The organism is Blautia sp. AF32-4BH (genome assembly GCF_003460565.1).
GTDB classification, from domain to species: Bacteria; Bacillota; Clostridia; order Lachnospirales; family Lachnospiraceae; genus Fusicatenibacter; species Fusicatenibacter saccharivorans.
This window is the reverse complement of sequence record NZ_QTVL01000015.1, coordinates 1-24000: the sequence shown is the minus strand read 5'-3', so window position 1 is coordinate 24000 and position 24000 is coordinate 1. Positions and strand designations below refer to the sequence as shown.

Annotated in this window: 16 protein-coding genes; all 16 read left to right on the top strand. The window is 48.2% G+C overall.

Annotation, left to right across the window (positions count from 1 at the left end):
* Positions 1 to 17 precede the first annotated feature (17 nt).
* The 16 genes from DWZ44_RS14885 to DWZ44_RS14805 all read left to right on the top strand — a co-directional run bounded on the left by DWZ44_RS14885 (position 18) and on the right by DWZ44_RS14805 (position 23646).
* A complete protein-coding gene (locus DWZ44_RS14885) occupies positions 18 to 641 on the top strand; it encodes a V-type ATP synthase subunit D (RefSeq protein ID WP_022461683.1) in 624 nt (207 codons plus the stop codon).
* Positions 642 to 872: 231 nt separating this feature from the next.
* The gene (locus tag DWZ44_RS14880) at positions 873 to 2639 is read left to right on the top strand and encodes a sulfatase-like hydrolase/transferase (RefSeq protein ID WP_117805219.1); all 1767 of its coding nucleotides are present in this window, start codon (positions 873 to 875) and stop codon (positions 2637 to 2639) included.
* 228 nt (positions 2640 to 2867) lie between these two features.
* The gene (locus DWZ44_RS14875; RefSeq protein ID WP_022461681.1) at positions 2868 to 4553 is read left to right on the top strand and encodes a formate--tetrahydrofolate ligase; all 1686 of its coding nucleotides are present in this window, start codon (positions 2868 to 2870) and stop codon (positions 4551 to 4553) included.
* A gap of 187 nt (positions 4554 to 4740) precedes the next feature.
* The gene (locus DWZ44_RS14870) at positions 4741 to 7485 is read left to right on the top strand and encodes a hypothetical protein (RefSeq protein WP_117805218.1); all 2745 of its coding nucleotides are present in this window, start codon (positions 4741 to 4743) and stop codon (positions 7483 to 7485) included.
* Positions 7486 to 7650: 165 nt separating this feature from the next.
* Entirely contained in the window at positions 7651 to 8721 is a 1071-nt protein-coding gene (locus DWZ44_RS14865) for a BMP family ABC transporter substrate-binding protein (protein WP_147326117.1), read from the top strand.
* A 197-nt stretch (positions 8722 to 8918) separates the two neighbouring features.
* The gene (locus DWZ44_RS14860; RefSeq protein WP_117510092.1) at positions 8919 to 10274 is read left to right on the top strand and encodes a C40 family peptidase; all 1356 of its coding nucleotides are present in this window, start codon (positions 8919 to 8921) and stop codon (positions 10272 to 10274) included.
* Between the two features lie 240 nt (positions 10275 to 10514).
* Positions 10515 to 11216 (top strand): hypothetical protein, encoded by a 702-nt coding sequence (locus tag DWZ44_RS14855; RefSeq protein WP_199608703.1) that lies wholly within the window; start codon positions 10515 to 10517, stop codon positions 11214 to 11216.
* A gap of 294 nt (positions 11217 to 11510) precedes the next feature.
* Positions 11511 to 12230, top strand: a complete 720-nt coding sequence (locus DWZ44_RS14845; RefSeq protein WP_117805217.1) for a GntR family transcriptional regulator — start codon at positions 11511 to 11513, stop codon at positions 12228 to 12230.
* A complete protein-coding gene (gene deoC / locus DWZ44_RS14840) occupies positions 12227 to 12913 on the top strand; it encodes a deoxyribose-phosphate aldolase (RefSeq protein WP_117805216.1) in 687 nt (228 codons plus the stop codon). The genes DWZ44_RS14845 and deoC overlap by 4 nt, the downstream gene beginning before the upstream one ends.
* A 143-nt stretch (positions 12914 to 13056) precedes the next feature.
* On the top strand, positions 13057 to 14118 hold the full coding sequence (locus DWZ44_RS14835; RefSeq protein WP_022461674.1) for an NAD(P)-dependent alcohol dehydrogenase: 1062 nt from the start codon (positions 13057 to 13059) through the stop codon (positions 14116 to 14118).
* Positions 14119 to 14150: 32 nt separating this feature from the next.
* Entirely contained in the window at positions 14151 to 15095 is a 945-nt protein-coding gene (locus DWZ44_RS14830) for a CobW family GTP-binding protein (protein ID WP_117805215.1), read from the top strand.
* A 172-nt stretch (positions 15096 to 15267) separates the two neighbouring features.
* Positions 15268 to 16350: a hypothetical protein gene (locus DWZ44_RS14825; RefSeq protein WP_117510090.1), complete on the top strand. Its 1083-nt coding sequence runs from the start codon at positions 15268 to 15270 to the stop codon at positions 16348 to 16350.
* Positions 16351 to 16542: 192 nt separating this feature from the next.
* Positions 16543 to 19149, top strand: coding sequence for an ATP-dependent chaperone ClpB (gene clpB / locus DWZ44_RS14820; RefSeq protein ID WP_055220290.1), 2607 nt, complete (start codon positions 16543 to 16545; stop codon positions 19147 to 19149).
* Positions 19146 to 19319, top strand: coding sequence for a DUF4250 domain-containing protein (locus tag DWZ44_RS14815; protein ID WP_022461670.1), 174 nt, complete (start codon positions 19146 to 19148; stop codon positions 19317 to 19319). The genes clpB and DWZ44_RS14815 overlap by 4 nt, the downstream gene beginning before the upstream one ends.
* Before the next feature lie 206 nt (positions 19320 to 19525).
* The gene (locus DWZ44_RS14810) at positions 19526 to 21166 is read left to right on the top strand and encodes a TIM barrel protein (protein ID WP_158565931.1); all 1641 of its coding nucleotides are present in this window, start codon (positions 19526 to 19528) and stop codon (positions 21164 to 21166) included.
* Positions 21167 to 21378: 212 nt separating this feature from the next.
* The gene (locus DWZ44_RS14805) at positions 21379 to 23646 is read left to right on the top strand and encodes a hypothetical protein (protein WP_117805213.1); all 2268 of its coding nucleotides are present in this window, start codon (positions 21379 to 21381) and stop codon (positions 23644 to 23646) included.
* The last annotated feature ends 354 nt before the right edge of the window (positions 23647 to 24000 follow it).

The following is a 24000-nucleotide window of genomic DNA, read 5'->3' as shown; positions in this document are numbered from 1 at the left end:
AGAGGAGTGAGATCGGAATGGACCCGAATACCTTTCCTACCAAGGGAAACCTGATTCTTGCAAAGAACTCTCTGAAACTTGCCCACATGGGTTACGAGCTGATGGACAAGAAGCGGAATATTCTGATCCGCGAGCTCATGGGCCTGATCGATGAGGCAAAGGATATTCAGCGTCAGATTGATGTGACGTTCCGCGAAGCATATGCGGCGCTGCAGATTGCGAACATGGAGATCGGTATCACCAACGTACAGACCGTGTCCTATACCGTTCCGGTGGAGGAATCTATCCGGATCAAGACAAGGAGTATCATGGGCGTGGAAATTCCGCTGGTAGAGGCTGATCCGTCCGGACAGGCCCCGACTTATGCTTACTACAGCACGAAGGAGTCCCTGGATCAGGCAAGACAGGCCTTTGAAAAAGTAAAAGACCTGACCTTAAACCTTTCCATGATTGAGAACTCGGCATACCGCCTTGCTGCGGCAATCAAGAAAACACAGAAGCGCGCCAATGCGCTGAAGAACATCACGATTCCGCATTACACCCAGTTGTCCAAGGATATCGCGGACGCACTGGAGGAGAAGGAGCGCGAAGAGTTCACACGACTGAAGGTCATCAAACAGAGAAAGAACAAGGCAAGCTGATAAGGCTTTCCCGGAATAGAGATGAAAAACCCGCTTGGGCCGCGAAGAGATTTGCGGTGCCGGGCGGGTTTTTATGTGTCATGCAAAAAATATGTTTTTGGCTGCACTTTTTGTGCAAAAATTTTATAAAAATTTTCTATCTTTTTAAAACGGTCTTTGCTATAATACGTAAGGCGATTGTAAAGAAAAGTTAAGATTTTGTAAGCTGTAATGCTTTTTGGAGGTAGGAAGATGAAACACAAGAAACAGAAAAAAACGAAAAAAGCAGGGCGCATTCTGCTGGCTGTGTTTGCAGTGTTGATCGGAACGCTTGGCGTGCTGCTGTTTACGTCCGAGCGCTGGATGCGGAAAACATGGCCGAATCTGAGCATGGAAGAGCTTGTTTACCAGTTAAAGGCCCCGATTGCCGGAACCAGCCATGATCTTCTGATGAGTTATATCTGCTCAAGTGCGCTGATCGCAGCGGCAGCACTCATCCTTCTGATTCTGGTCAGCATTTTTCTTCGGGAAAAACGCAAAGCCCATGTGGCGTTCGGGATGATCTGTATCGCGGCAGGAGCCGCCAGCATCGTCTATTCCATCAATGACGTGTGGGCAGCACTGGACGTAAAAGATTATCTGAAAAATCAGAGCACGTACAATACCGTGGTAGAAGACAACTACGTAGATCCGGACCGCGTGAATATCACGTTCCCGGAACAGAAACGAAATCTGATCTATCTCTATCTGGAATCCATGGAGAGCACCTACGCAGACAAAGCTTCCGGCGGAGCATTCGATAAAAACTATATCCCGGAGCTGACCCAGCTTGCCGCAGACAACATCAGTTTTTCCAATTCGGAGCTGCTCGGCGGCGGCCAGCCTACCGTAAACGCAACCTGGACCATTGCCGGAATTTTCGCACAGACCTCCGGTCTGCCTCTCAGCATCGGAATCCAGCGAAATGAGATGGCATATCAGGCCAGCTTCTTCCCGGAAATCAATACCCTGGGTGATGTCCTGGCGGATGAAGGCTACAAGCAGTATTTCTTCATCGGTTCAATCGGACAGTTCGGCGGCCGGGAAGAGTACTTTAAAGAGCACGGCGACTACGAAGTAGACGATTACAACTGGGCTATGGAAAAAGGCCTGATCCCGGAAGGATATTACGAATGGTGGGGCTATGAGGATGAAAAACTCTTTTCCTTTGCCAAAGACCGTCTGACCGAAATCGCAGCAGAGGGAGAGCCGTTCAACTTCACCATGCTGACCGCAGACACCCATTTTGAGGATGGCTATCCGTGTGAGCTCTGCGATGAAGAAAACGACGGTGACAACCAGTACGGAATGGTTCTGCACTGCTCCAGCAAGCAGGTCACCGAGTTCGTTTCCTGGATTCAGCAGCAGGATTTCTACGAGAACACAACGATCGTAATTTCTGGCGACCATCTGACGATGGATTCCGATTTCTGTGAGAACATTGATCCGGACTACATCAGAACCGTATACAACGTGATCATCAACTCTCCGATCCAGCCGCAGCAGGAGAAAAACAGAAGTTTCACCACCATGGACATGTTCCCGACCACCATCGCAAGTCTCGGAGCTACCATTGAGGGTGACCGCCTCGGTCTTGGAACGAACCTGTTTTCAGGTGAACAGACGCTTGCAGAGAAGCTGACTTTCGACCAGCTCAATGATGATCTCTCCCAGAAATCCAAATTCTTCGAAAAAATGGAAGATCAGGTAACCTCCATTTGGACCAAAACCGATGAGGGCTGGAAGTTCTATATCGAAGACGAAGACCGATGGGCCAAAAGCGAATGGGTTTCCCTGAACCCGCACCGCTATGCAAACGACACCGAGCAGAGATATTACATTGACGCAAACGGCTACGCCGTAAAAGGATGGAAACTGATCGACGGAAAATGGTATTACTTCTCCACACAGGGCAGCTACCGCCTCCTCGAAGGACCGTGCGACGAACCGTTTGAGGTGGATGAGTCGCAGTATTCTTAAAAAATAAAAAAGAGAAGGATTTTCGGCAGCAAAAAGCCGGGAATCCTTCTTTTTTTAATGCAGAATTGTGCCGCTCCGCCTTTTGGCGGAATTTTCTGCATTTTTTGGTACAAAACGTATAAAGATTGTGAAATAAATAATTATCAATTGAATCATCTTACAAAACATGGTAAAATATGGCTATCAATCGGCGGACAAAGCGGAAAAAAGAAAGGGGATTTTAAAACAATGGGTTACAAATCAGACATTGAAATTGCACAGGAATGTACCATGCAGCCGATCACAGCGATCGCAGAAAAAGCAGGTATTGATGACAAATATCTGGAGCAGTACGGAAAGTACAAAGCAAAAATTGATTACAACCTGTTAAAAGACACCAATGCGGAGGATGGAAAACTGATCCTCGTTACAGCCATCAACCCGACACCGGCAGGAGAAGGAAAAACAACAACTTCTGTAGGTCTGGTAGACGGACTTTCCAGAATCGGTAAAAAAGCAATGGTTGCACTTCGCGAGCCATCTCTTGGGCCGGTCTTCGGTGTAAAAGGCGGAGCAGCAGGCGGCGGATACGCACAGGTTGTTCCAATGGAAGATATCAACCTTCACTTCACCGGTGACTTCCATGCAATCGGTGCAGCAAACAACCTGCTGGCAGCTATGATCGACAACCACATTTTCCAGGGAAACGCTCTGAATATCGATCCGAGAAAGATCACCTGGAAACGATGCGTAGATATGAATGACCGTCAGCTTCGAAGCGTTGTAGACGGCCTTGGCGGAAGAACAAACGGAATGCCGAGAGAAGACGGCTATGACATCACCGTAGCATCTGAGGTTATGGCAGTTCTGTGTCTGGCAAGCGACATCACAGATCTGAAAGAAAGACTTTCCAAGATCATCATCGGATATACCTACGGAAAAGTATCCGAGCAGAAACCGGTAACCGCAGGTGACCTGCACGCAGAAGGCGCTATGGCAGCACTCTTAAAAGATGCCCTGAAACCAAACCTGGTACAGACTCTGGAAGGAACTCCGGCTATCGTTCACGGCGGACCATTCGCAAACATCGCACACGGCTGCAACTCTGTAACAGCAACCAAAATGTGCCTGAAATTAGCAGATTACACTATCACAGAGGCAGGCTTCGGTGCTGACCTTGGTGCTGAGAAATTCCTCGACATCAAATGCCGTATGGCAGGCCTGAAACCGAATGCAGTTGTAGTCGTAGCAACTGTTCGTGCCCTGAAATACAACGGCGGCGTTCCGAAAGCAGAACTGAACGGCGAGAACCTGGAAGCTCTGGAGAAAGGTATGCCGAACCTTCTGAAACACGTAAGCAACATCACAAACGTATACAAACTGCCATGTGTCGTTGCTATCAACGCATTCCCGACCGATACCGAAGCAGAGCTGAAGCTGGTTGAGGAGAAATGCAAAGAGCTCGGTGTCAACGTTGTTCTGTCCGAGGTATGGGCAAAAGGCGGCGAGGGCGGCGTAGCCCTGGCGGAAGAAGTTGTCCGTCTTTGCGAGCAGCCGAACGATTTCACTTATGCATACGATCTGGAAGGCTCCATCGAAGAGAAACTGAACGCCATCGTTCAGAAGATCTACGGCGGAAGCAGAGTTGTCCTGACCGCAAATGCACAGAAACAGGCAAAACAGTTAGAGGCTCTCGGATTTGGCAACTGCCCGATCTGTATGGCAAAAACCCAGTACAGCCTGACCGATGATCAGACCAAACTCGGCGCACCGACCGGATTCGAAGTTACCGTACGTAACCTGAAAATCTCCGCAGGTGCAGGCTTCATCGTAGCCCTGACCGGTGACATCATGACCATGCCAGGTCTGCCGAAAGTTCCGGCAGCAGAGCGTATCGATGTAGACGCTACTGGAAAGATTACAGGATTGTTCTAATAACACAGGATATTGTCTTGAAAAGACAGAATAAAGCGTGAAATAAAACACAGAAAAAAAGAGACATTCCTTCGTGAATGTCTCTTTTTTTACGTTTTTATTGCAAAATATTACAAAAGATAATATAATTTCTAATGATAACATGGAGAGAAAAGCAGATATAATATAGTAAGGGAGTTACTTGCCAATGACATCGAAGAAAAAATTGAGAAGTCTTCTGGGCGGTACACTTTTTATGGTGCTGATGCTCAGCGTACATCCGACGACTGTTTCCGCGAGTGCTGTGGGGAGCAGCACGGTGATGGACCAGTCTGTGGAGACAGAGGATCAGCAGAGCGGGATACAGAGTGAAACGCAGACACAGGCTTCACAGGACAGCGGTGCTGCTGTGCGGGCCAGTCAGAATGGCTGGGTTAAGGCAGGCGACGGCGGCTGGTATTTTTATGAGAACGGACAGCTGAAAACAGGATGGCTTTACCGGAATGGAAACTGGTACTGGCTGGATCCGGACCGGAACGGCCGCATGGCAGAAAACAGCTGGTTCACATACGATAATAATTTTTATTATGCCAAGGGAGACGGAGCAATCTATAAAAATGGTTTTCAGGAAGTAGATGGAAACCTTTATTATTTCCAGAGCTGGGGCGGCATTCAGAGAAATGTGTATCTCAGCATCAGTGGAAAAATGTACTATGTACAGGAAAATGGTATCGTTGCCCGTGGAATAGTCAGAACAATGAATGGACATGGTGATCTCTGCGCATTTGATGATACTACGGGAGCGCAGATCACACAAAAAGGCTGGCTGAAAAAAGGCACATCATATTATTGGGTAAGAGAAGACGGCGTCCTGCAGACCGGCTGGCTGCTGTACGATGATAACTGGTACTGGTTTGATGATAATGGTGTCATGATGGCATCCGGCTGGAAAGAAATCAACAACAATCTGTATTACTTCCAGAGCTGGGGCGGCATTTATAAAAACGGTTTCCAGAGCATCGGAGGAAACGAGTATTATTTCCGGAGCTGGGGTGGTGTATATCGAAACACCTTCTTTACCGTAAAAGGAAAAACCTACATAGCGCAGAATGACGGATCGATCTATCATGCCAGCCAGACCGGCTGGGTTCAGCTGGGAGATCAGACTTACTGGATCAATCAGGATGGTTCTGTTCAGACCGGCTGGCTGAAGCTGGAAGGCAAATGGTACTGGCTGAAAGCGGACGGCACACGTGCTGCATCTGAATGGATCACGTATGACAACAACCGATACTATTTCGACGGTGACGGTGTGATGTACACCGGAATGAAAGAGGTTGACGGAACAAGATATTATTTCCACAGCTGGGGCGGCGTTTACCATAACGAATCTTTTACTTGGCAGGGAAAGAAATACTGGGCAAAGGATGACGGAACCTTCTATACAGGTGTCTGCGATATCAATGGAAAGAAATACTATTTTCTGGAAGACGGCGAGCAGATTACAAAAGAGGGCTGGTATCTGACCAACGGAACGTATTACTGGATCAACAAGGATACGTCGCTTCAGACCGGCTGGGTGAAATATGACAACAACTGGTACTGGATGAAAGAAGACGGTACGATGGCATCGTCTGAATGGATCACCTACGACAAAAACCGCTACTATTTCCGAAGCTGGGGCGGCATGTACACCGGAATTCATACCATCGGCGGAACAAAATACGCATTCCAGAGCTGGGGCGGTCTGTACCATGATCAGACATTTACCATCGGCGGTAAAACATACTATGCCAATTCAGATGGAACATTTGCCACCGGCTGGGTGCAGAACGGCGGAAAAACGTATTATTTCGATGAGGACGGCACAAGCCATACGGGCTGGCTGCTTCTGGACGGAACGCATTACTGGATCAACGCCAATGGAACCAGAAGAGATGACGAGCTGTTTCAGTACGACGGAAACTATTATTATGTAGACAAAAACGGCGTTATGGCGACAAGCGGCTGGGTATACTGGGATTATAACTATTATTATCCGAGAAGCTGGGGCGGCATGTACAAGAATGCGTTTATTACCTATGATAATAACCTCTATTACCTTGGATCTGACTCGAAAATGGCAATCGGCTGGCAGTCGATTGGCGGAAATACATACTATTTCCGAAACTGGGGCGGCATGATAACCGGAAAACAGGTGATCGACGGAAAAACGTATGTGTTCGATGAGGACGGCAAGCTGGTACAGAGTCCGGACGGATTTGAACCGTCCGCGCAGATCGGTGTCCGCACCGTACGGAACTTTCTGAAAAATGCACTGCTTCCGCTTGGAAACACCCTGTATATCTGGGGAGGCGGCCACACAGACGCAGAGGCAGAGAGTTACGGCGTCAATGCGCAGTGGAAACAATTCTTCAATACACAGAATTCCACCTACAACTATTCCGATCATCTGTATGAGTACGGAAAAGGTCTTGACTGTTCCGGCTATGTCGGATGGACCGCACATCAGGTGACGAAAGAGTATGCAACGACAACCTCCACTGGAATGCCGGCCTACTTTGCAAGAAAAGGCTGGGGAACCTGCGTGACAGGCGATACATCCCAGAAATTTACGCCGGGTGATGTGGTCAGCAAGAGCGGTCATGTCTGGATTGTCATTGGCCAGTGCTCGGACGGCAGCGTGGTTGTCATTCATGCGACACCGCCGTATATTCAGCTTGGCGGAACCGTTTCTTCAACAGGAAGCATTAACAGTGAAGCTATTGAGCTGGCAAATGAATACATGAAAATGTATTATCCGGTTGCGTATGAGCGGTATGGTGTAAAAGTTCTTGACCGGTCCTATCTGACCGGTGTGAATCATTTCACCTGGAGCAGCAGTATCTTAAGTGACAGTGAAGGCTACCGCAGGAAGAAACCGGCAGAAATCCTGAACGATCTGTTCCAGTAAAATATCTTCTATAAAAAATAAGAGAGAATACAAAAAAACTTTGTAGTTCGTGTATTCTCTCTTTCTTTTTGCGCTGGAATTGTCTATACTAGAAGGTGCGTGAAAGACGCAGATCAGAAATACAAAAGAAAAAATCTGGAAAATAAAAATACAAGGGGAGTAAACATGCGAAAGAGCTGGAAATGGGCGCTCTGTCTTGGCGTAGTGTCGTTGCTGCTGCTGGGCGGCTGCGGAAAAGAAAAGACGGAACCAGTGGATCTGGTGCTGGTAACCGACGGCAGTGAGGTAGCTTCCGATGCCGTGTATCAGTCAGCATGGAACGGTCTTGCGCAGTATGGAGACGAGAGCGGTCTGAAATATGAAGCAAGTGTTCCGGCAGGACGGACAACAGAGGACTATGAAAACACCATCAAAGAGGCGGCGCAGAAGGGAGCATCCGTTATCGTCTGTGTCGGAACGAGCATGAGCCGCGCCGTTTACGATGCACAGCGCGACTGGAAGGATGTCCGTTTTCTGCTGCTGGAGGCAGAACCGGTCAGTGAGAGCGGCCGCAGCCGTCTCCGCGGAAATACAGAAAGCCTGGAAATTGATGTATCAGAGGCCGGCTACCTGGCAGGATATGCGGCAGTACAGGCCGGCTACACGCACCTGGGCTATATCGGACAGAAAAACGAAGAGAACGGAACAAAGTACGGGACAGGTTATGCACTCGGTGCAGAGGCGGCCGCTGCGGATCTGGGACTTGGAGAAAACAGCATCACGCTGGATTATACGTATCGGAAAAGCAGCAGCGTATCACCGTCGTATTTGGAAAAAATCAAAAGCTGGTATGGTGAGGGCGGACAGATTCTCTTCTCGGACGGTGCATCGTATCAGAATGTACTTGGCGCAGCAGCATCTGCGGCAGGCGGAGCACTGATCGCAAACGGCGGCGTGGAGGAGTACGCCAATGCCGTGTTGAAAGTACGTCTGGATTATGGAACTGCAGTTTACAATGCGTTAAAAGAAATGAAACAAAAGGATTTTGAAGGCGGGAAAATTGTAACGCGCGGCGTGACCGATCAGGAAATCAGTCTGGAATGGAATCAGGATGCGGTGCCGTACTTTACAGAGGATCAGTACCGGGCACTCTGTGCGAAATTCTCCGCAGAGGACTTTTCAATCCCTGACGGCGATGCGCTTTCCTCGCCGGATCAATACAAATTGAGTTGTGTGAGTGTACAGAAGGTAAAATAACATGTATCGTTACTGTTCACGAATTGTTTACAAAAAGTCGGGATATTTTTCCTTGCATCCATTTGTGAATTGTGATATTATGTAAAAGAATTGGGAAAAATATTTCAAAATTGTTACAGAATAATTGAATTTCTAAGAAACAGGGAAACCTGAAACAAAGAAACCTACATACAACGAATCAATTTGGGAGTGAAAGAATGAGAAAAAAATTTCTTGCCTTAAGTTTAGCAGTGATCGTAAGTGCAGCTCAGGTAATGACAGTAAGCGCCTCGAAACAGGAGCAGTTACAGCAGCAGCAGGCAGCACAGGCAGAGACCAGCGCACAGCTTGACAACGCAAAAGCAGAAATCGACGATCTGGAAACCAAAAAGAATCAGATTACCGGCGAGATTGATGACCTGGACGCACAGCTTGTCGTAACCATGGCATCCGTGGAAAATCTGAAAAATGAAATTGCAGAGAAACAGACAGAAATTGAAACAACACAGGAAAAACTGGCACAGTCCCAGGCTGAAGAGGACGAGCAGTACGAGCTGATGAAAAAACGAATCCAGTTCCTCTATGAGAGCGGCGGAGACAACGGCTGGGCAGCACTTCTTCTGGAGGGAAAAGATTTAAGCAGCATTCTCAACCAGGCTGAGTACACCCAGAAGTTATACAAATACGACAGAGAGTGCCTGCAGGAGTACATGGATCTTGTACAGCAGGTAACAGACTACAGCAATCAGCTTGCAGATGAAAAAGCAGATCTCGAAGCCAGTGAGGCAGAGCAGGAAGCACAGCAGCAGTCCCTTGAGGCAATGCTTGAGCAGAAAAAAGCCGTTTCCGATGACTACGAAAACCAGATCGCAGACCTGAACGACATGGCTGCACAGTACAACGCAGTACTGGCAGAGCAGAACGCAAAGATCCAGCAGATCCAGGAGGAGATTGCAGCCGAAGAGGCAGCAAGAAAAGCCGAAGAGGCCCGTCAGGCAGCAGAAGCAGCCGAGGCAGCCCGCCAGGCAGAAGCAGCAAGACAGGCAGCAGCAGAAGCAGCCGCAAGCAGTGCTGCAAATAATACAACAACGGCAGACAACACACCGTCCAGCACAGGAAGCTCCACCACGACAACAACACCGTCTAACGGAGGAAGCTCTTACGATGATTCTTCGTCCAGCGATACCAGCAGCTCGGATGATTCCAGCAGCTCCAGCAGCACCGGAAGCGCAACCGGAAGTGCCATCGTATCCTATGCAACACAGTTTATTGGAAATCCATACGTATGGGGCGGCACAAGCCTTACCAACGGAGCTGACTGCTCTGGTTTTATCATGAGCGTTTACGCACACTTCGGATACGACCTTCCGCATTCCTCCAGTGCACTGCGTGGTGTAGGACGCGGTGTATCTTATGCAGAGGCTCAGCCGGGCGATATTATCTGCTACAGCGGCCACGTAGCCATCTACATCGGCGGCGGTGCAATCGTACACGCAAGCAATGAGCGCGACGGTATCAAGATCAGCAGCAACGCAGCGTATACCACGATTCTTGCGGTAAGACGTGTGGTTTAAAAAAGAATTACATAGTAAGAATTTTCAGATCCCGGGAGAGAAAAATCCCGGGATCTTTTGCGTTTTGCTTAAAATTGAGTGCATTCGCGTTAAAACTGTGATATACTAAAGCACATCGGAGATACAAGGGCGTATTGACCAACAGAAGGTCAGTATGCCCTTTTGCTTGTTAGGAAGAAGGGAGAATCGTTATGAAACTGGAAAATTATTTTCGTCGTTTCGGTATTCGGAACGGATCTGGTGCGGAAAGTAGCGTCAGTGCTGTCCATCTGCATTATTGCCGGTCTGCTGATCGTCTACGTCCCGAACATCATCGCCGGAGCCGGAAAGATCGGCGATACTGTAAACACCATGAAAACCGCAGACCTCCCATTCAGCAAAGCCCTGTACGCCGCATTCCTCTACGGAACCTTCCAGCTTGCCAATGTCGCAGTCTTCGTCCAGCATGCCAAATCCTTCGAAAAACCGCAGGATGCCGGAAAGAGCATGGCAGTCGGTGCCGTATTAAATGCCCTTCTGATGATCATGGTCGTCCTCGGAATCATGACCGTATACCAGAACCCGGAAATGATCCAGCAGAGCGTCCCGACATTATTTATGGTTCAGCAGGGCGTCGGCAGTAAATTCATGACACCACTGATTTCCGTACTGATCATCCTCGGTGCCGTATCCACAGCCGTCAACATGGTTGCCGCCATGGTCAAACGAATCCACGCCGGTCTCGCTGAACGAAGCAGCAGAACAGAAACCGCAGGCAAAATCAGCCGCACCCAGATCCTTGCCGCGCTTGTCTGCTGCATCGCGGACTTCCTTATCGCACAGTTTGGTCTGCTGACGCTGATCCAGAAGGCGTACAGCATCCTGGCATACCTGGCAATCCCGGTCATCTTGGTGCCGTACGTGGTGCACATGGCGGTGATGCGGTTTGATACGAAAAAATAGAAAAGAACAATAAAAAATTTGTAACAAAAATTTACACCGCAGAAAGAGAGATTTGCTTCTGGAGAATGGAAGTATTTCGCAGACAGCAGAAAAAAGAAGATTCATGCAGAGCAGATGTGAGTCATAAAGAAATGACATGCGTCTGCCTTTTTTCTGTGCGTCTGGCAGAGTATGTGTCGGTGACAAAGCAGAAAACAGGAACTCTTCTTTGGGACTCGATTGTGCCGTCAAAATATGGTATACTGCAAAAAGGATCAAAAAGCGGATATTGATATTTCACGGGAGGGGAAGAAGATGAAAAATGCACCGGCTTATGTGAAGGTTTACAGCAGACTGAAAAACGAGATCAATAAGGGAACATATCCTGTCGGGGGGTTTCTGCCGAAGGAGTGTGAACTGGAGAAAATCTATCAGGTCAGCCGTACTACGGTACGGAATGCAGTAAAGATGCTGGTGCAGGAGGGACTGGTTGAGGTTCGCCAGGGTTCTGGAACGAGGGTGCTGAATCATAAGGCAATTCAGAATTATAACAAGGTCACATCGGTCACGGAATCCCTGATGAAAAAAGGATATCGGGTAACGACGTCAGATATGATGATCGACATCATTTTGGCGGACAAACAGCTCGCCGATGAACTGGAAATTCCGGAGGGAAGCAGTGTGGCGAGGATTCAGCGGCTACAGCTTGCGGATGAAGAGCCTGTTACACTGATGGAAAATTATGTTGAATATGCGAAAGTCCCTGGCATCGAAGCGTATGAGAATCAGTTTGTAGCGCTGTATCAGTTTCTGGAGGAGAAATTCGGCTTGCAGATTGATGAGACACGAGACAGAATTTCAGCGAAATCCGCGACCTTTATGGAAGCCCAGGTTCTGAAAACGGAGCCGAAGGATGCGCTTCTTGTGGTGCACAGAGTCACCTACTGGCAGAACCGGCCGGTGAGCATTGACCATGTGCGGATCATCGGAAGCAAGTACGAGGTGGAGATTTCGGGAAAAGGACGGAGTAAATGAGCGATGAGACAGAAAAACAGAAGAAACTGATGCGGCAGATTGATATCAGCTGTGTACAGGCATTTCATACCATGGATGAAATTGATGCGATGGTGGAGCTGGCAAAGAAATATCGTCTGGCTGCTGTGTTTACCTTGCCGGCGTTCAGCGCCCATGTGGCAGAACGGCTGCAGGACACCAGAGAAATCCATGCGGGAGGCGTGGTAAGCTTTCCGGGCGGCGGAGATACGACCGGACAGAAGAAGCGGCAGGCAAAAGAACTGTGGGAGGCTGGTTGCCGGGAAATCGACATGGTGATGAATCTTACGGCATTCAGAAGCCACGAATTTTCTTATGTAAAAGAAGAACTTCTGGCCATCCGGGAGCAGGTGCCTTCGGCGATTTTTAAGGTGATCATCGAGGCACCGCAGCTGACGGAGCAGGAAATCTGCCAGGCAGTGGATCTGTGTGTGAAAGGCCGTGCGGATTATGTAAAGACGAGCACCGGATGGTATCCCGGCTGTCCTTCCACCGTGGAGCAGGTTCGAATCATGAGCCGTGAAGCCGCCGATCGCATTCAGATCAAGGCCGCCGGTGGAATCCGCAGTCTGGAAACTATACAGGAAATGCAGAAAGCCGGCTGTAGCCGTTTCGGTATGGGAATGCGGTCGGTACAGAATTTGATAAAAAGTATCTATAAGTAATCTATTGTGCAAAAGCTATAAAAAAGTCACGGAATATTCTACGATATTCCGTGACTTTTCTGTTGAATTAGTAACCTATTAGTGATATATTCGAATCATAGGAATCGATAAATCATTAACAATCTGAAAGGAGAGCAAAAGATATGAAAGGTTATGCAATGCTGAAAATCGGTGAATCCGGATGGATCGAGAAAGAACGCCCGAAATGCGGGCCGATGGATGCCATTTGCCGTCCACTGGCAGTTGCCATCTGCACATCAGATGTCCACACTTTATGGGAAGGGGCCATCGGTGACCGTCATAACATGATTCTGGGCCATGAGTGCTGTGCAGAGGTTGTGGAAGTCGGAGAGCTCGTAAAAGATTTCAAACCGGGAGACCGGGTTCTTGTGCCGGCCATCACTCCGGACTGGAATTCTCTGGAAGCACAGGCTGGTTATTCCATGCACTCCGGCGGAATGCTGGCAGGCTGGAAATTCTCCAACTTCAAAGATGGTGTCTTTTCTGAATTCTTTCATGTAAATGATGCCGATGGAAACCTTGCGCTGCTTCCGAAAAACATCAATGTTGTCGACGCGTGCATGCTTTCCGATATGGTGCCGACCGGATTCCACGGCGTAGAGCTTGCCGATGTACAGTTTGGTGATACAGTTCTTGTCATCGGAATCGGACCAGTTGGTCTGATGTCGGTAGCCGGAACGAATATGCGCGGCGCATCGAGAATCATTGCTGTCGGAACGAGACCGGTCTGCGTAGAAGCGGCAAAAAAATACGGCGCAACGGATTTTGTCAGCTACAAGAACGGACCGATTTTCCAGCAGGTACTTGATATGACAGATGGAAAAGGTGTTGATAAAGTAGTCATCGCCGGCGGTGGTGTAGAAACCTTTGCAGAAGCAGTAAAATGCCTGAAACCGGGCGGAAAGATCGGAAATGTAAACTATCTTGGATCCGGTGACAACATTGATATTCCGCGTGTAGAGTGGGGCGTTGGAATGGGTCACAAACAGATTAACGGAGGCCTGATGCCTGGCGGAAGACTCCGCATGGAAAAACTGGGAGCTCTTGTTTCGGCAGGCAAGCTGGATGTCAGCCCGCTGTCCACACATGTGTTTGATGGATGGGATCATCTGGAAGAAGCACTGTTCCTCATGAGAGATAAACCGAAGGATTTAATCAAACCAGTCGTTAAATTGGCTGACTGATGATTTGAAAATTTGACTGAAAAAGGAAACGTATGAAAATATTGATCGTATCCGGCTTTTTGGGCGCGGGAAAAACAACATTTATCAAACGGCTGGCCAGGAACGTCGATCAGCGGTTTGCCATACTGGAAAATGAATATGGAGCCGCAGGAATCGACGGCGCACGTCTTGGCCAGAACCGGCAAGGAACGCAGAAAAATGTATGGGAAATGACAGAGCAGTGCATCTGCTGCATCGGGAAAAAGGATTTTGCAGCATCCGTGCTGACCATTGCCAATGTGGTAGACCCGGAATACCTGATCGTAGAACCGACAGGCGTCGGAAGTCTCGCCCGGATTATAGAAAATCTGCGTCAGATCGAGTACGAGAGAATTCAGCTTCTCTCGCCGGTCACTATTGTGGATGTTTACAGTTACCGCCGCTATATGGCGGAATATCCCGAGCTGTATCAGGATCAGATCCGAAGCGCGGATACGATCATTGTTTCCAAAACAGAAGCATGCCAGGCGGAAGAAAAACAGCGCATCCAGAAATTTCTGCAGGAAATTAACCCGCAGGCAAAAATCATCACGGATTATGCATCCACGATGACACGGGAAGATTACCAGAGCCTGCTGCTGGGCGGCCGATATGAGAAAGAAGTACAGGATACGCAGAGCGGCGAAAAGATGCCGGAGACCTTCTCCTTCGAAAATATCCGAATGGAGGCACCGGAAACCCTGTGGTGTTTTCTGGAACAGATCATTCGCGGAGCGTTTGGAAATATCATCCGTGCAAAAGGACAGTTCGCAGCCGGAGACCAGTTTCTCCAATTTGATGTCGCCGATCACCGCTACAGCATCACCGGCACAGAACAGAAAAACGCCGGCCAGGCTGTGTTTATCGGAAACGATATGAACGAAAATGCGATCCGGCAGTATTTTAAGAAATGCGCCGGAAACCAGAAAATGAAATATGCTGCCCGTCATGTATCATAAAGTAAATAGGAAAAAGAGATTGCGGAGTCCTGCCAAAACAGGGTTTCGCAATTTTGGTTTTTACAGAAAGATTCAACTGAAAAACGAAGGATAGGCAAAAACGAAAAATTACGCTAAAATAAACATACAAGTATTTCAAATAAAACAAAAGAAAAATCAGGGGGGATCTGATATGGAGGAACAGAAAAGAAGACGGGAAAGAAAATCAGCGGCATACTGGTTGAGCAAAAGCTCGATTTTATATCCGATCTGTATCTTGTATGTGATGTATGTGAAACAGGTTGAGGTATATATTACAGAATGTTCCGTCCATATTTCGTCGGGGACAATGCTTTTTGCCTATGCGCTGTGCCTGATTTTGTGGCTGGCCTCACCCATTCGAAGCTACTGCGCAGATGGAACTGCAAATGAAGTTTTATTCTATACATTTCCGCCGAGCATACTGATGCTGTTTTTATTTGCCCAATATTCACTGAAAATTGTGTTGTTTCTTGCAGTGCTGGATGGGATATTTCTTGTTACGGTTTTAAGAGATTTACATAGAAAAAAACGAAAATATTCTCCGAAAAAATTCTGGAGATTAAAAAGAAGTGACTTAAACGCATTTCTGTTTGTTTCAGTATGCGTGAGTATGGTACCGACTTGTATGATGATATATTGGAAGCTTGAGTCTCCGTCCGGAGTGGCAGAACTTTACGAACGAAAAAAGGACTATAATCTCGTCCAGAATCAGGAGAACATTTTTCAGGAAAATAAAGAATTTCTGCTGAGCTTAAAGGAGAGCGAATGGAGGCAAAAAACACTGGAAGAAAGAACAATTGCAGCGCAGAAGATGGTACGGCTTGAAACAGAACGACTTGGAATTCCCGAAATTCCGCTGTATGTGAAAGAGACAGGATCATCGAATTGCGTTGCATTATATAATAATGAAGAGAACGAAATATGGTATGCTCCAGAGCATTTAACATCTCAGACAGCAGAAGAATTTTTTACGGGAATTTGCGAAGAATGTTATCATGGAATGGAGTATTATCTGCTGGAGCGAATGGACTGGAATTCGGAAATGGCGAATACTGCTTATTTTGAAGAAATGAGGAAGTGGAAACTAAATGATAATCGCTACATATCTGGACGCGACGAGGGCGATTCGTTTGAAGCATATCAATCACAGCCGCTGGAAGCATCTGCCAAAAAGTATGCCAGTTCCGAAACAGAGGCACTGATTCATTTTATTGCTGTGTACGGCGATGAATAAAAATCTTTTAGGGGGGGGGAGGGAGAAAAGGAGCGTCGGGAAAAATAAAAAAAATTAGCACTCACCTCTTGACAGTGCTAATAACTAGTGTTATAGTACGACTAGAACAAAGAAAGAAAAGAAAATTCACATCAACGCTCTTTTTGTTCGGAGCGAATGTTAGCACCCAAATAGATAAGGAGGAAGCCGATTATGAATATTAGTAAATTCACACAAAAATCGCTGCAGGCTGTACAGGACCTGGAAAAGACCGCATACGATTTCGGCAACCAGGAAATAGAGCAGGAGCATCTGTTGTATAACCTCCTGCATCAGGACGACAGCCTGATTCTGAAAATGATCGAAAAGATGGAAATCAACAAAGATCATTTTCTGAACCGTGTCGAGACGGCGCTGAACGACCGCGTCAAAGTATCCGGCGGTCAGCCGTATATCGGTCAGTATCTGAATAAAGCACTGATAAATGCTGAGGATGAGGCGAAAGCCATGGGAGACGAGTATGTTTCCGTAGAACACCTCTTCCTGGCAATGCTGAAAAACCCAAGCCCGTCCATGAAAAAACTGTTTCAGGAGTACGGCATCACAAGAGAACGTTTCCTGCAGGCATTAAGCACCGTGCGCGGAAACCAGAGAGTTACCACCGACAACCCGGAGGCAACATACGACACCCTGGAAAAATATGGCCAGGATATCGTAGAAAAAGCCAGAAACCAGAAAATGGACCCGGTTATCGGCCGTGATACCGAAATTCGGAACGTTGTCCGTATCCTGTCCCGTAAGACAAAAAACAATCCGGTTCTGATCGGTGAGCCTGGTGTTGGTAAAACCGCAGTCGTAGAAGGCCTGGCCCAGCGAATCGCCAACGGCGATGTACCGGAGAGCCTGAAAGATAAAACCATTTTCTCCCTCGATATGGGAGCCCTGGTAGCCGGAGCAAAATACCGCGGCGAATTCGAGGAGCGTCTGAAAGCTGTTCTGGAGGAAGTCAGAAAGAGCGACGGAAAAATCATTCTGTTCATCGATGAGCTGCACCTGATCGTCGGCGCCGGAAAGACCGACGGCGCGATGGATGCCGGAAACATGCTGAAACCTATGCTGGCACGAGGCGAACTGCACTGCATCGGTGCCACAACGCTGGATGAGTACCGCCAGTACATCGAAAAAGATGCCGCCCTGGAGCGCCGTTTCCAGCCGGTTCAGGTTGATGAGCCGACCGTAGAGGATACGATTTCCATCCTGCGTGGCTTAAAAGAGCGCTACGAAGTTTACCACGGCGTAAAAATCACCGACGGTGCCCTCGTTGCAGCCGCAACCCTTTCGAACCGTTACATCAGCGACCGTTTCCTGCCGGATAAAGCAATCGACCTGGTCGACGAGGCATGCGCTCTGATCAAGACAGAACTGGATTCCATGCCGGCCGAGCTGGATGAGCAGCGCCGTAAGATTCTGCAGATGCAGATCGAGGAAGCCGCACTGAAAAAAGAGACCGACAATCTGAGCCGCGAGCGTCTGGAAACACTGCAGAAAGAGCTGGCTGAGTTAAAGGATACCTTCAATTCTGCAAAGGCACAGTGGGAAAATGAAAAGAGTTCCGTTGAGAAACTGTCCAAACTGCGTGAGCAGATCGAGGACATGAACCGCCAGATCCAGAAAGCAAAGAATGATTACGATCTGAACCGCGCCGCTGAACTGCAGTACGGTGAACTCCCGAAATTACAGCAGATGCTGGAAGCAGAAGAGAAAAAAGTTAAAAATGAAGATCTCTCACTGGTACACGAGAGTGTAACGGATGAAGAGATTGCCAGAATTGTCTCCCGCTGGACCGGAATCCCGGTTGCAAAACTGACCGAAGGCGAGAGAACTAAGATCCTCGGCCTGGAAGATGAACTTCACACGAGAGTTATCGGCCAGAATGAAGCAGTCACCAAGGTTTCGGATGCGATCATCCGTTCCAAAGCCGGAATCAAGGATCCGACAAAACCGATCGGTTCGTTCCTGTTCCTTGGACCTACCGGTGTCGGTAAAACAGAGCTTGCGAAAACGTTGGCAGAAAAGCTGTTTGATGATGAGAACAACATGGTTCGAATCGATATGAGTGAATACATGGAGAAATACTCCGTCTCCCGTCTGATCGGAGCGCCTCCGGGATATGTAGGCTACGAGGAGGGCGGCCAGCTGACCGAGGCAGTGCGCAGAAAACCATATTCTGTTGTTCTGTTCGATGAGATCGAGAAAGCGCATCCGGACGTCTTCAACGTTCTGCTGCAGGTACTCGATGACGGCCGTATCACCGACTCCCAGGGCCGTACCGTAGACTTTAAAAATACGATCCTGATCATGACCTCCAATATCGGATCCCAGTATCTGCTGGACGGCATTCAGGACGACGGCAGCATCTCCGAAGAGGCGAGAAACCTGGTCATGCAGGATCTGCGTGCACACTTCCGTCCGGAGTTCCTGAACCGTCTGGATGAAACAATTATGTTCAAACCATTGACAAAAGACAACATTGGTCATATCGTAGATCTGTTGCTGAAAGGACTGAACAAACGTCTGGCAGACCAGGAGCTTACCGTCGAACTGAGCCCGGCTGCAAAACAGTTTGTCATTGAGGGCGGCTACGACCCTGTTTACGGCGCCCGTCCATTGAAACGTTTCGTACAGAAAGAGGTAGAAACCAGCACCGCAAAACTGATCCTTGGCGGTCAGGTCAGCGAGGGCGATACGATCCTTCTGGATGTGGAAAACGGCGGCCTGAAGGCAATGATCAAACCAGGTGTGGAGGTAGTAGACGAATGATGCCGAAAGATCCCGTAATGCTGCTGAGCTATGTCAATACGCAGTTAAGAGATTTTTACCCGTCGCTCGCAGAATTCTGCGCGGCCATGCAGACAGAGGAATCCGATCTGCGGGAAAAACTGGCGCTCATCGACTATGAGTACGATGAGAAAACGAACCAGTTTGTATAAGAATAACCAGGCCCTGAAAAAAATGGCGGAAAAAGGCGTTCCGTATGTGGAAAAAACACATACGGGGCGCCTTTTTTACGCAAAGCGTGTTTCTTATAACTGACAGGAAAAATCATATCTATAATAGAAGAAATGTGGTAAAATGGAGGAAAAGAAAATCCGCTGAAAATGGGGAAACAGCGGATCTGGAGAAGGAGGAAACAAATATGTATTTTGGTGTACAGATGTATGGGGTATCCAAAGAATGGAAACAGGATCCCGAAGGATTTTTAAAGAAAATCTATGAGGCAGGCTACCGCCAGATCGAGCCGTGTCTCGGATTCCGTGTTGATGCCAGGGACTACGGTTTCTGGATCCCGGAGGATCTGGAGCAGGCAATGCCGCTGCTTGCAAAATACCACATTGAGGTTCATGCGGTCCACATTTTCCTGGATGAATACCACTATGAAAGAGAACTTGCCATTCTTACAGAACTGGCGCAGAAATACCACATTTCCTGGTTTGTCGTAAAGAGCCCGGCACGCCAGACAAAAGATGTTCTGGACGAAACCGCTGCAAGATACCGCGAACTGGCAGAAGAACTGGAAAAAGCCGGAGCAGGTCTTCTGATCCACAACGAAAAAGAAGATATCTGTATCCGCGTGAATGGAAAAACAGCGTACGAATATCTCCTGGAAGCCTGCGGTGAAAAAGTCGGAGCAGAAGTAGATGTCGGCTGGATGTACTGCGGCGGCGTCGACCCGGAAGAGTTCCTCTGGGCGCATGCGGACCGAGTCAAAGCCGTTCATTATAAAGATATGAAAATCACCGGCCAGGAAGCGCCGCTTGGAAAAGGCATGGTTGATCTGAAAGCCTGCTTCCAGTTCGCCCGCGCAAACGGTGCACTGCAGATTGTGGATATGGATGCGGCAACACTGGAGGATACCTGCCGCGCCGGAAAAATGCTCTCTGGATGGACAGGGGACAGAGACAACACCGACAGCATTCTCTGCACGATGGATGTGGAGACCGGAGAAGAAACCGTGCTGCATGAGTTTCCGGGAATCATCGAGGCACCGAACTGGCTGAACGATGGAAACACCCTGCTTTATAATGCGGATGGAAAAATCTACCGCTATGAGATCGACAAAGACCATGTGGAGCAGGTTGATACCGGTTTCTGCGTGCAGTGCAACAATGACCACGTTCCGTCACCGGACAACCAGCTGCTGGCGGTAAGCTGCATGCCGCCGGAACTCACAGATGGAACGTATGAATCCCACATCTACGTGCTCCCGATGACAGGCGGTGAACCAAAAGACCTCACCGGACCGGGTCTCAGCTATCTGCACGGCTGGTCGCCGGACGGAAAAGAGCTTGCGTACTGTGCCTTCCGCAAAAAGCCGGAGGAGGAGACTATGCGCATTGAGATCTGTACGATTCCATCAGACGGCGGCGAGGAAACCTGCCTGACGGACGGCAAAGGCTACAACGACGGTCCGGAGTATTCACCGGACGGAAAGCACATCTGGTTCAACAGCACCAGAAGCGGTCTGATGCAGGTATGGCGGATGAACCGTGACGGCAGCGGTCTCACCCAGATGACCGATTTCGATGCCAACAACTGGTTCGGCCACGTTTCGCCGGATGGAAAACACGTCATTTACCTGACCTTCGCTAAAGGTGAGCTGGAACCGAATGAGCATCTGCCGAACATGTATGTATCGCTTGGAATGATGGATTATGACGGACAGAATAAGAAAAAAGTGCTGGATCTTTTCGGCGGCCAGGGCAGTATCAACGTCAACTCCTGGGCACCGGACAGCCGCAGAATTGCGTATGTGAAATATGTGCTTCATCACAAATAAAGGAATATCTTAAGAAAATCTGACGGGCCGTAAAAATTCATGGAAGTATTGTGAAAAAACGTTGAAAGTATTTTAGCGGAAATGCACAAGAATTCTTACGAATTTTTACGGCCCGTTGACTCTTTTTCTGACACACGTATAATGAAAGTAACAAGAGAAACTGCGGCCCCTGGCGGCTGCAAAACAATCAAAAGGAAAGGAGGATTTGTGTTATGAAGAAAACGAAAAAAATGCTTTCGTTTGTACTGTCCATGCTTCTGATCGTGACGATGTTCCCAACCATGGCATTCGCAAAAGAGGAAGCCAAAACGTGGAAGTTCGGAGAGCTTTCGCTGAAAGCAGGCGACGTTCTCGGCAAAGATACGGAGATTAAAAATGATGCAGAGAACAGAGAAATCCGAATACTTTCAGAAAAAACAAATCTGGATGAAAAGAAAGATGACAAAGAAAGAATAAAAACAGAAAAAGAGGCTGTGATCGCAGCGGCGGCTTCCTGGAATCTGAAGGATCTTACGGAAAAGGCCAAAAAGGCTCCGGCAGATTATCTGCTTAAAAAGGCAGACAGCTGGAACGGAAGCTGGATTGTAACAAAGATCGCAGAAACGGAAACAAAAGATGCCATTGAAATCCAGATAAGAACCTATGAGTACGCAGCTGTAACAGAAATCCAGGGCATACCGAAAGAAATCCCGGGAACCACCGCACTGACGGGCAAAGCAGTTCCAGAAAATGCAGATCAGAAACAGATCACATGGGAAATCACGGATGCCGGAATGACAGGTGCTGTTTTAGACGGCACAAACCTGAAAGTAACGAATGCCGGAACCGTAAAACTTCTGGCGACAATCAAAGACGGAAAGAAAACCGGCGTTGACTTCACACAGGAATTCACTGTGATTGTAAAAGCCGCAGATTACACCAAAGTAACAGAAGCGCTGGCGCTGATCCCGGAGGACATGGGCCGGTATACAGAAGAAAGCGCGGCAGCTGTTCAGAAAGCAAAAGATGCGGTAAAAGAGAACCTGCCATCAGCTGAACAGGAAACCGTAAATGGTTATGCGGCAGCCATTCAGACAGCAGTAAACGCACTGACGCTTCTTGGCGCAGATTACACAGAAGTTGATGCAGTACTTGCCAAAGTTCCGGGAGATCTTTCTATCTATACGGAAGAAAGCGTGGAAGCACTGAATGCAGTCATCGCATCCATCGACCGCACCAAAACGGTAGAAGAGCAGCAGGCAGTTGATGCTTATGCGGAAGCACTGGAGAATGCAATTGCAGCACTGGTACGCAAACCGGTTCCGGCAGATTATCAGGGAGTGGAAGAACTCCTGGGAAAGATTCCGAAAGACTTATCCATTTATACCGAAAAGAGTGTAAAAGCACTGAATGCGGCAAAAGAAGCCATTGTATGGGATCTGGATGACAGCAGACAGGAGGAAGTCGATCAGTCTGCAGAAAACCTGAAAGCAGCTCTTGACGGACTGACCCTGAAACCGGCGGACTACAGCTCCGTAGACGCGGCTCTTGCCAAAGTTTCGAATGATCTGAGTATTTATACGGAAGAAAGCATTCAGCCGCTTCAGACAGCGATCAACAGCGTAGAAAGCGGAAAAACCATTCTGGATCAGGCAGAAGTAGACGGCTGGGCAGCAGCAATTGAAAATGCACTGGCAGGACTGCAGGTTCGGAAAGCAGATTATTCCAAAGTAGAGGAAGCCATCAAAAAGATTCCGGCGGACCTCAGTCTGTATACCGATGCGTCTGTAAAAGCACTGGAAGATGCAAAGAACAGCGTCGTAACCGAGCGGCCGGTCACAGAGCAGGAGAGCGTAGACGGTTACGCAAAAAAGATCGAGGCAGCGATTGCCGGCCTTACGTATAAAGATGCGGACTACAGCAAAGTAGATGCCGCAGTGAAGAAGATTCCAAACGATCTGAAGAAATACACGGACGAGAGCGTAAAAGCAGTCAATGATGCAAAAGCAGCGATTGTACGCGGAAAGAATATCACGGAGCAGAAGACGGTGGATGGTTATGCGGCAGCGCTGGAAAAAGCGATTGCCGGCCTGAAACAGAAACCGATGACTGCGCAGAATCTTCCGAAGATTACCAAAGGAGTCAATCAGTCAGGTATGCAGGGCAAGGAGCTTTCCTTCACCGCAGATTTTGAAGCAAAGGATCTTAAAAAGGTTCTCATCGACCAGAAAGAGATTGATGCGAAGAATTATGTGACGGCTGGAAAAGAGAATACGCAGGTTACGCTGAAGGCCGAGTATACAAAGAGTCTGGCAGAAGGCAAGCATACGATTTCGATCGTTTCAAGCAAGGGCCAGGCGGATACCGTATTCTATCTGAAGAAAGCAACAAAAAGTCCGGACACGGGAGACCGCACACAGGTGATGCTGTGGGTGATCCTGCTCGGCGTTTCTGCAGCAGCAGTGGTCGGAGCAGTTGTTTATCGTAAACGTGAGAAATAAGAGTTGAAAGGGAAAGGGCGCCGGAAGGCGCCTTTTCTTTTGGACGGTTTCGAATAGATTGCAAATAGTCAGATAAAATATAAAATATGCAGAATTAACTATATTTTTCTAAAAATAAGAAAATTCGAAAAAAGGTGTTGACTTTTGCTTTGGGCGGTGTTATTATAACTAAGCTGTCAGCGAGAGCTGATGCGAATGAGTTTCTTTGAAACAGAAAAACCTAGTTCGGAGCCGGGTGGCTGCCGCGGGTTGGAAAAACTGCTTCAAAAAAACCTGAAAAAAGTTCTTGACAAAAGCAAACGAGTTTGATAAAATAAACGAGTTGCTGATCGAGAGAACAGCAAAGAAGTTCGA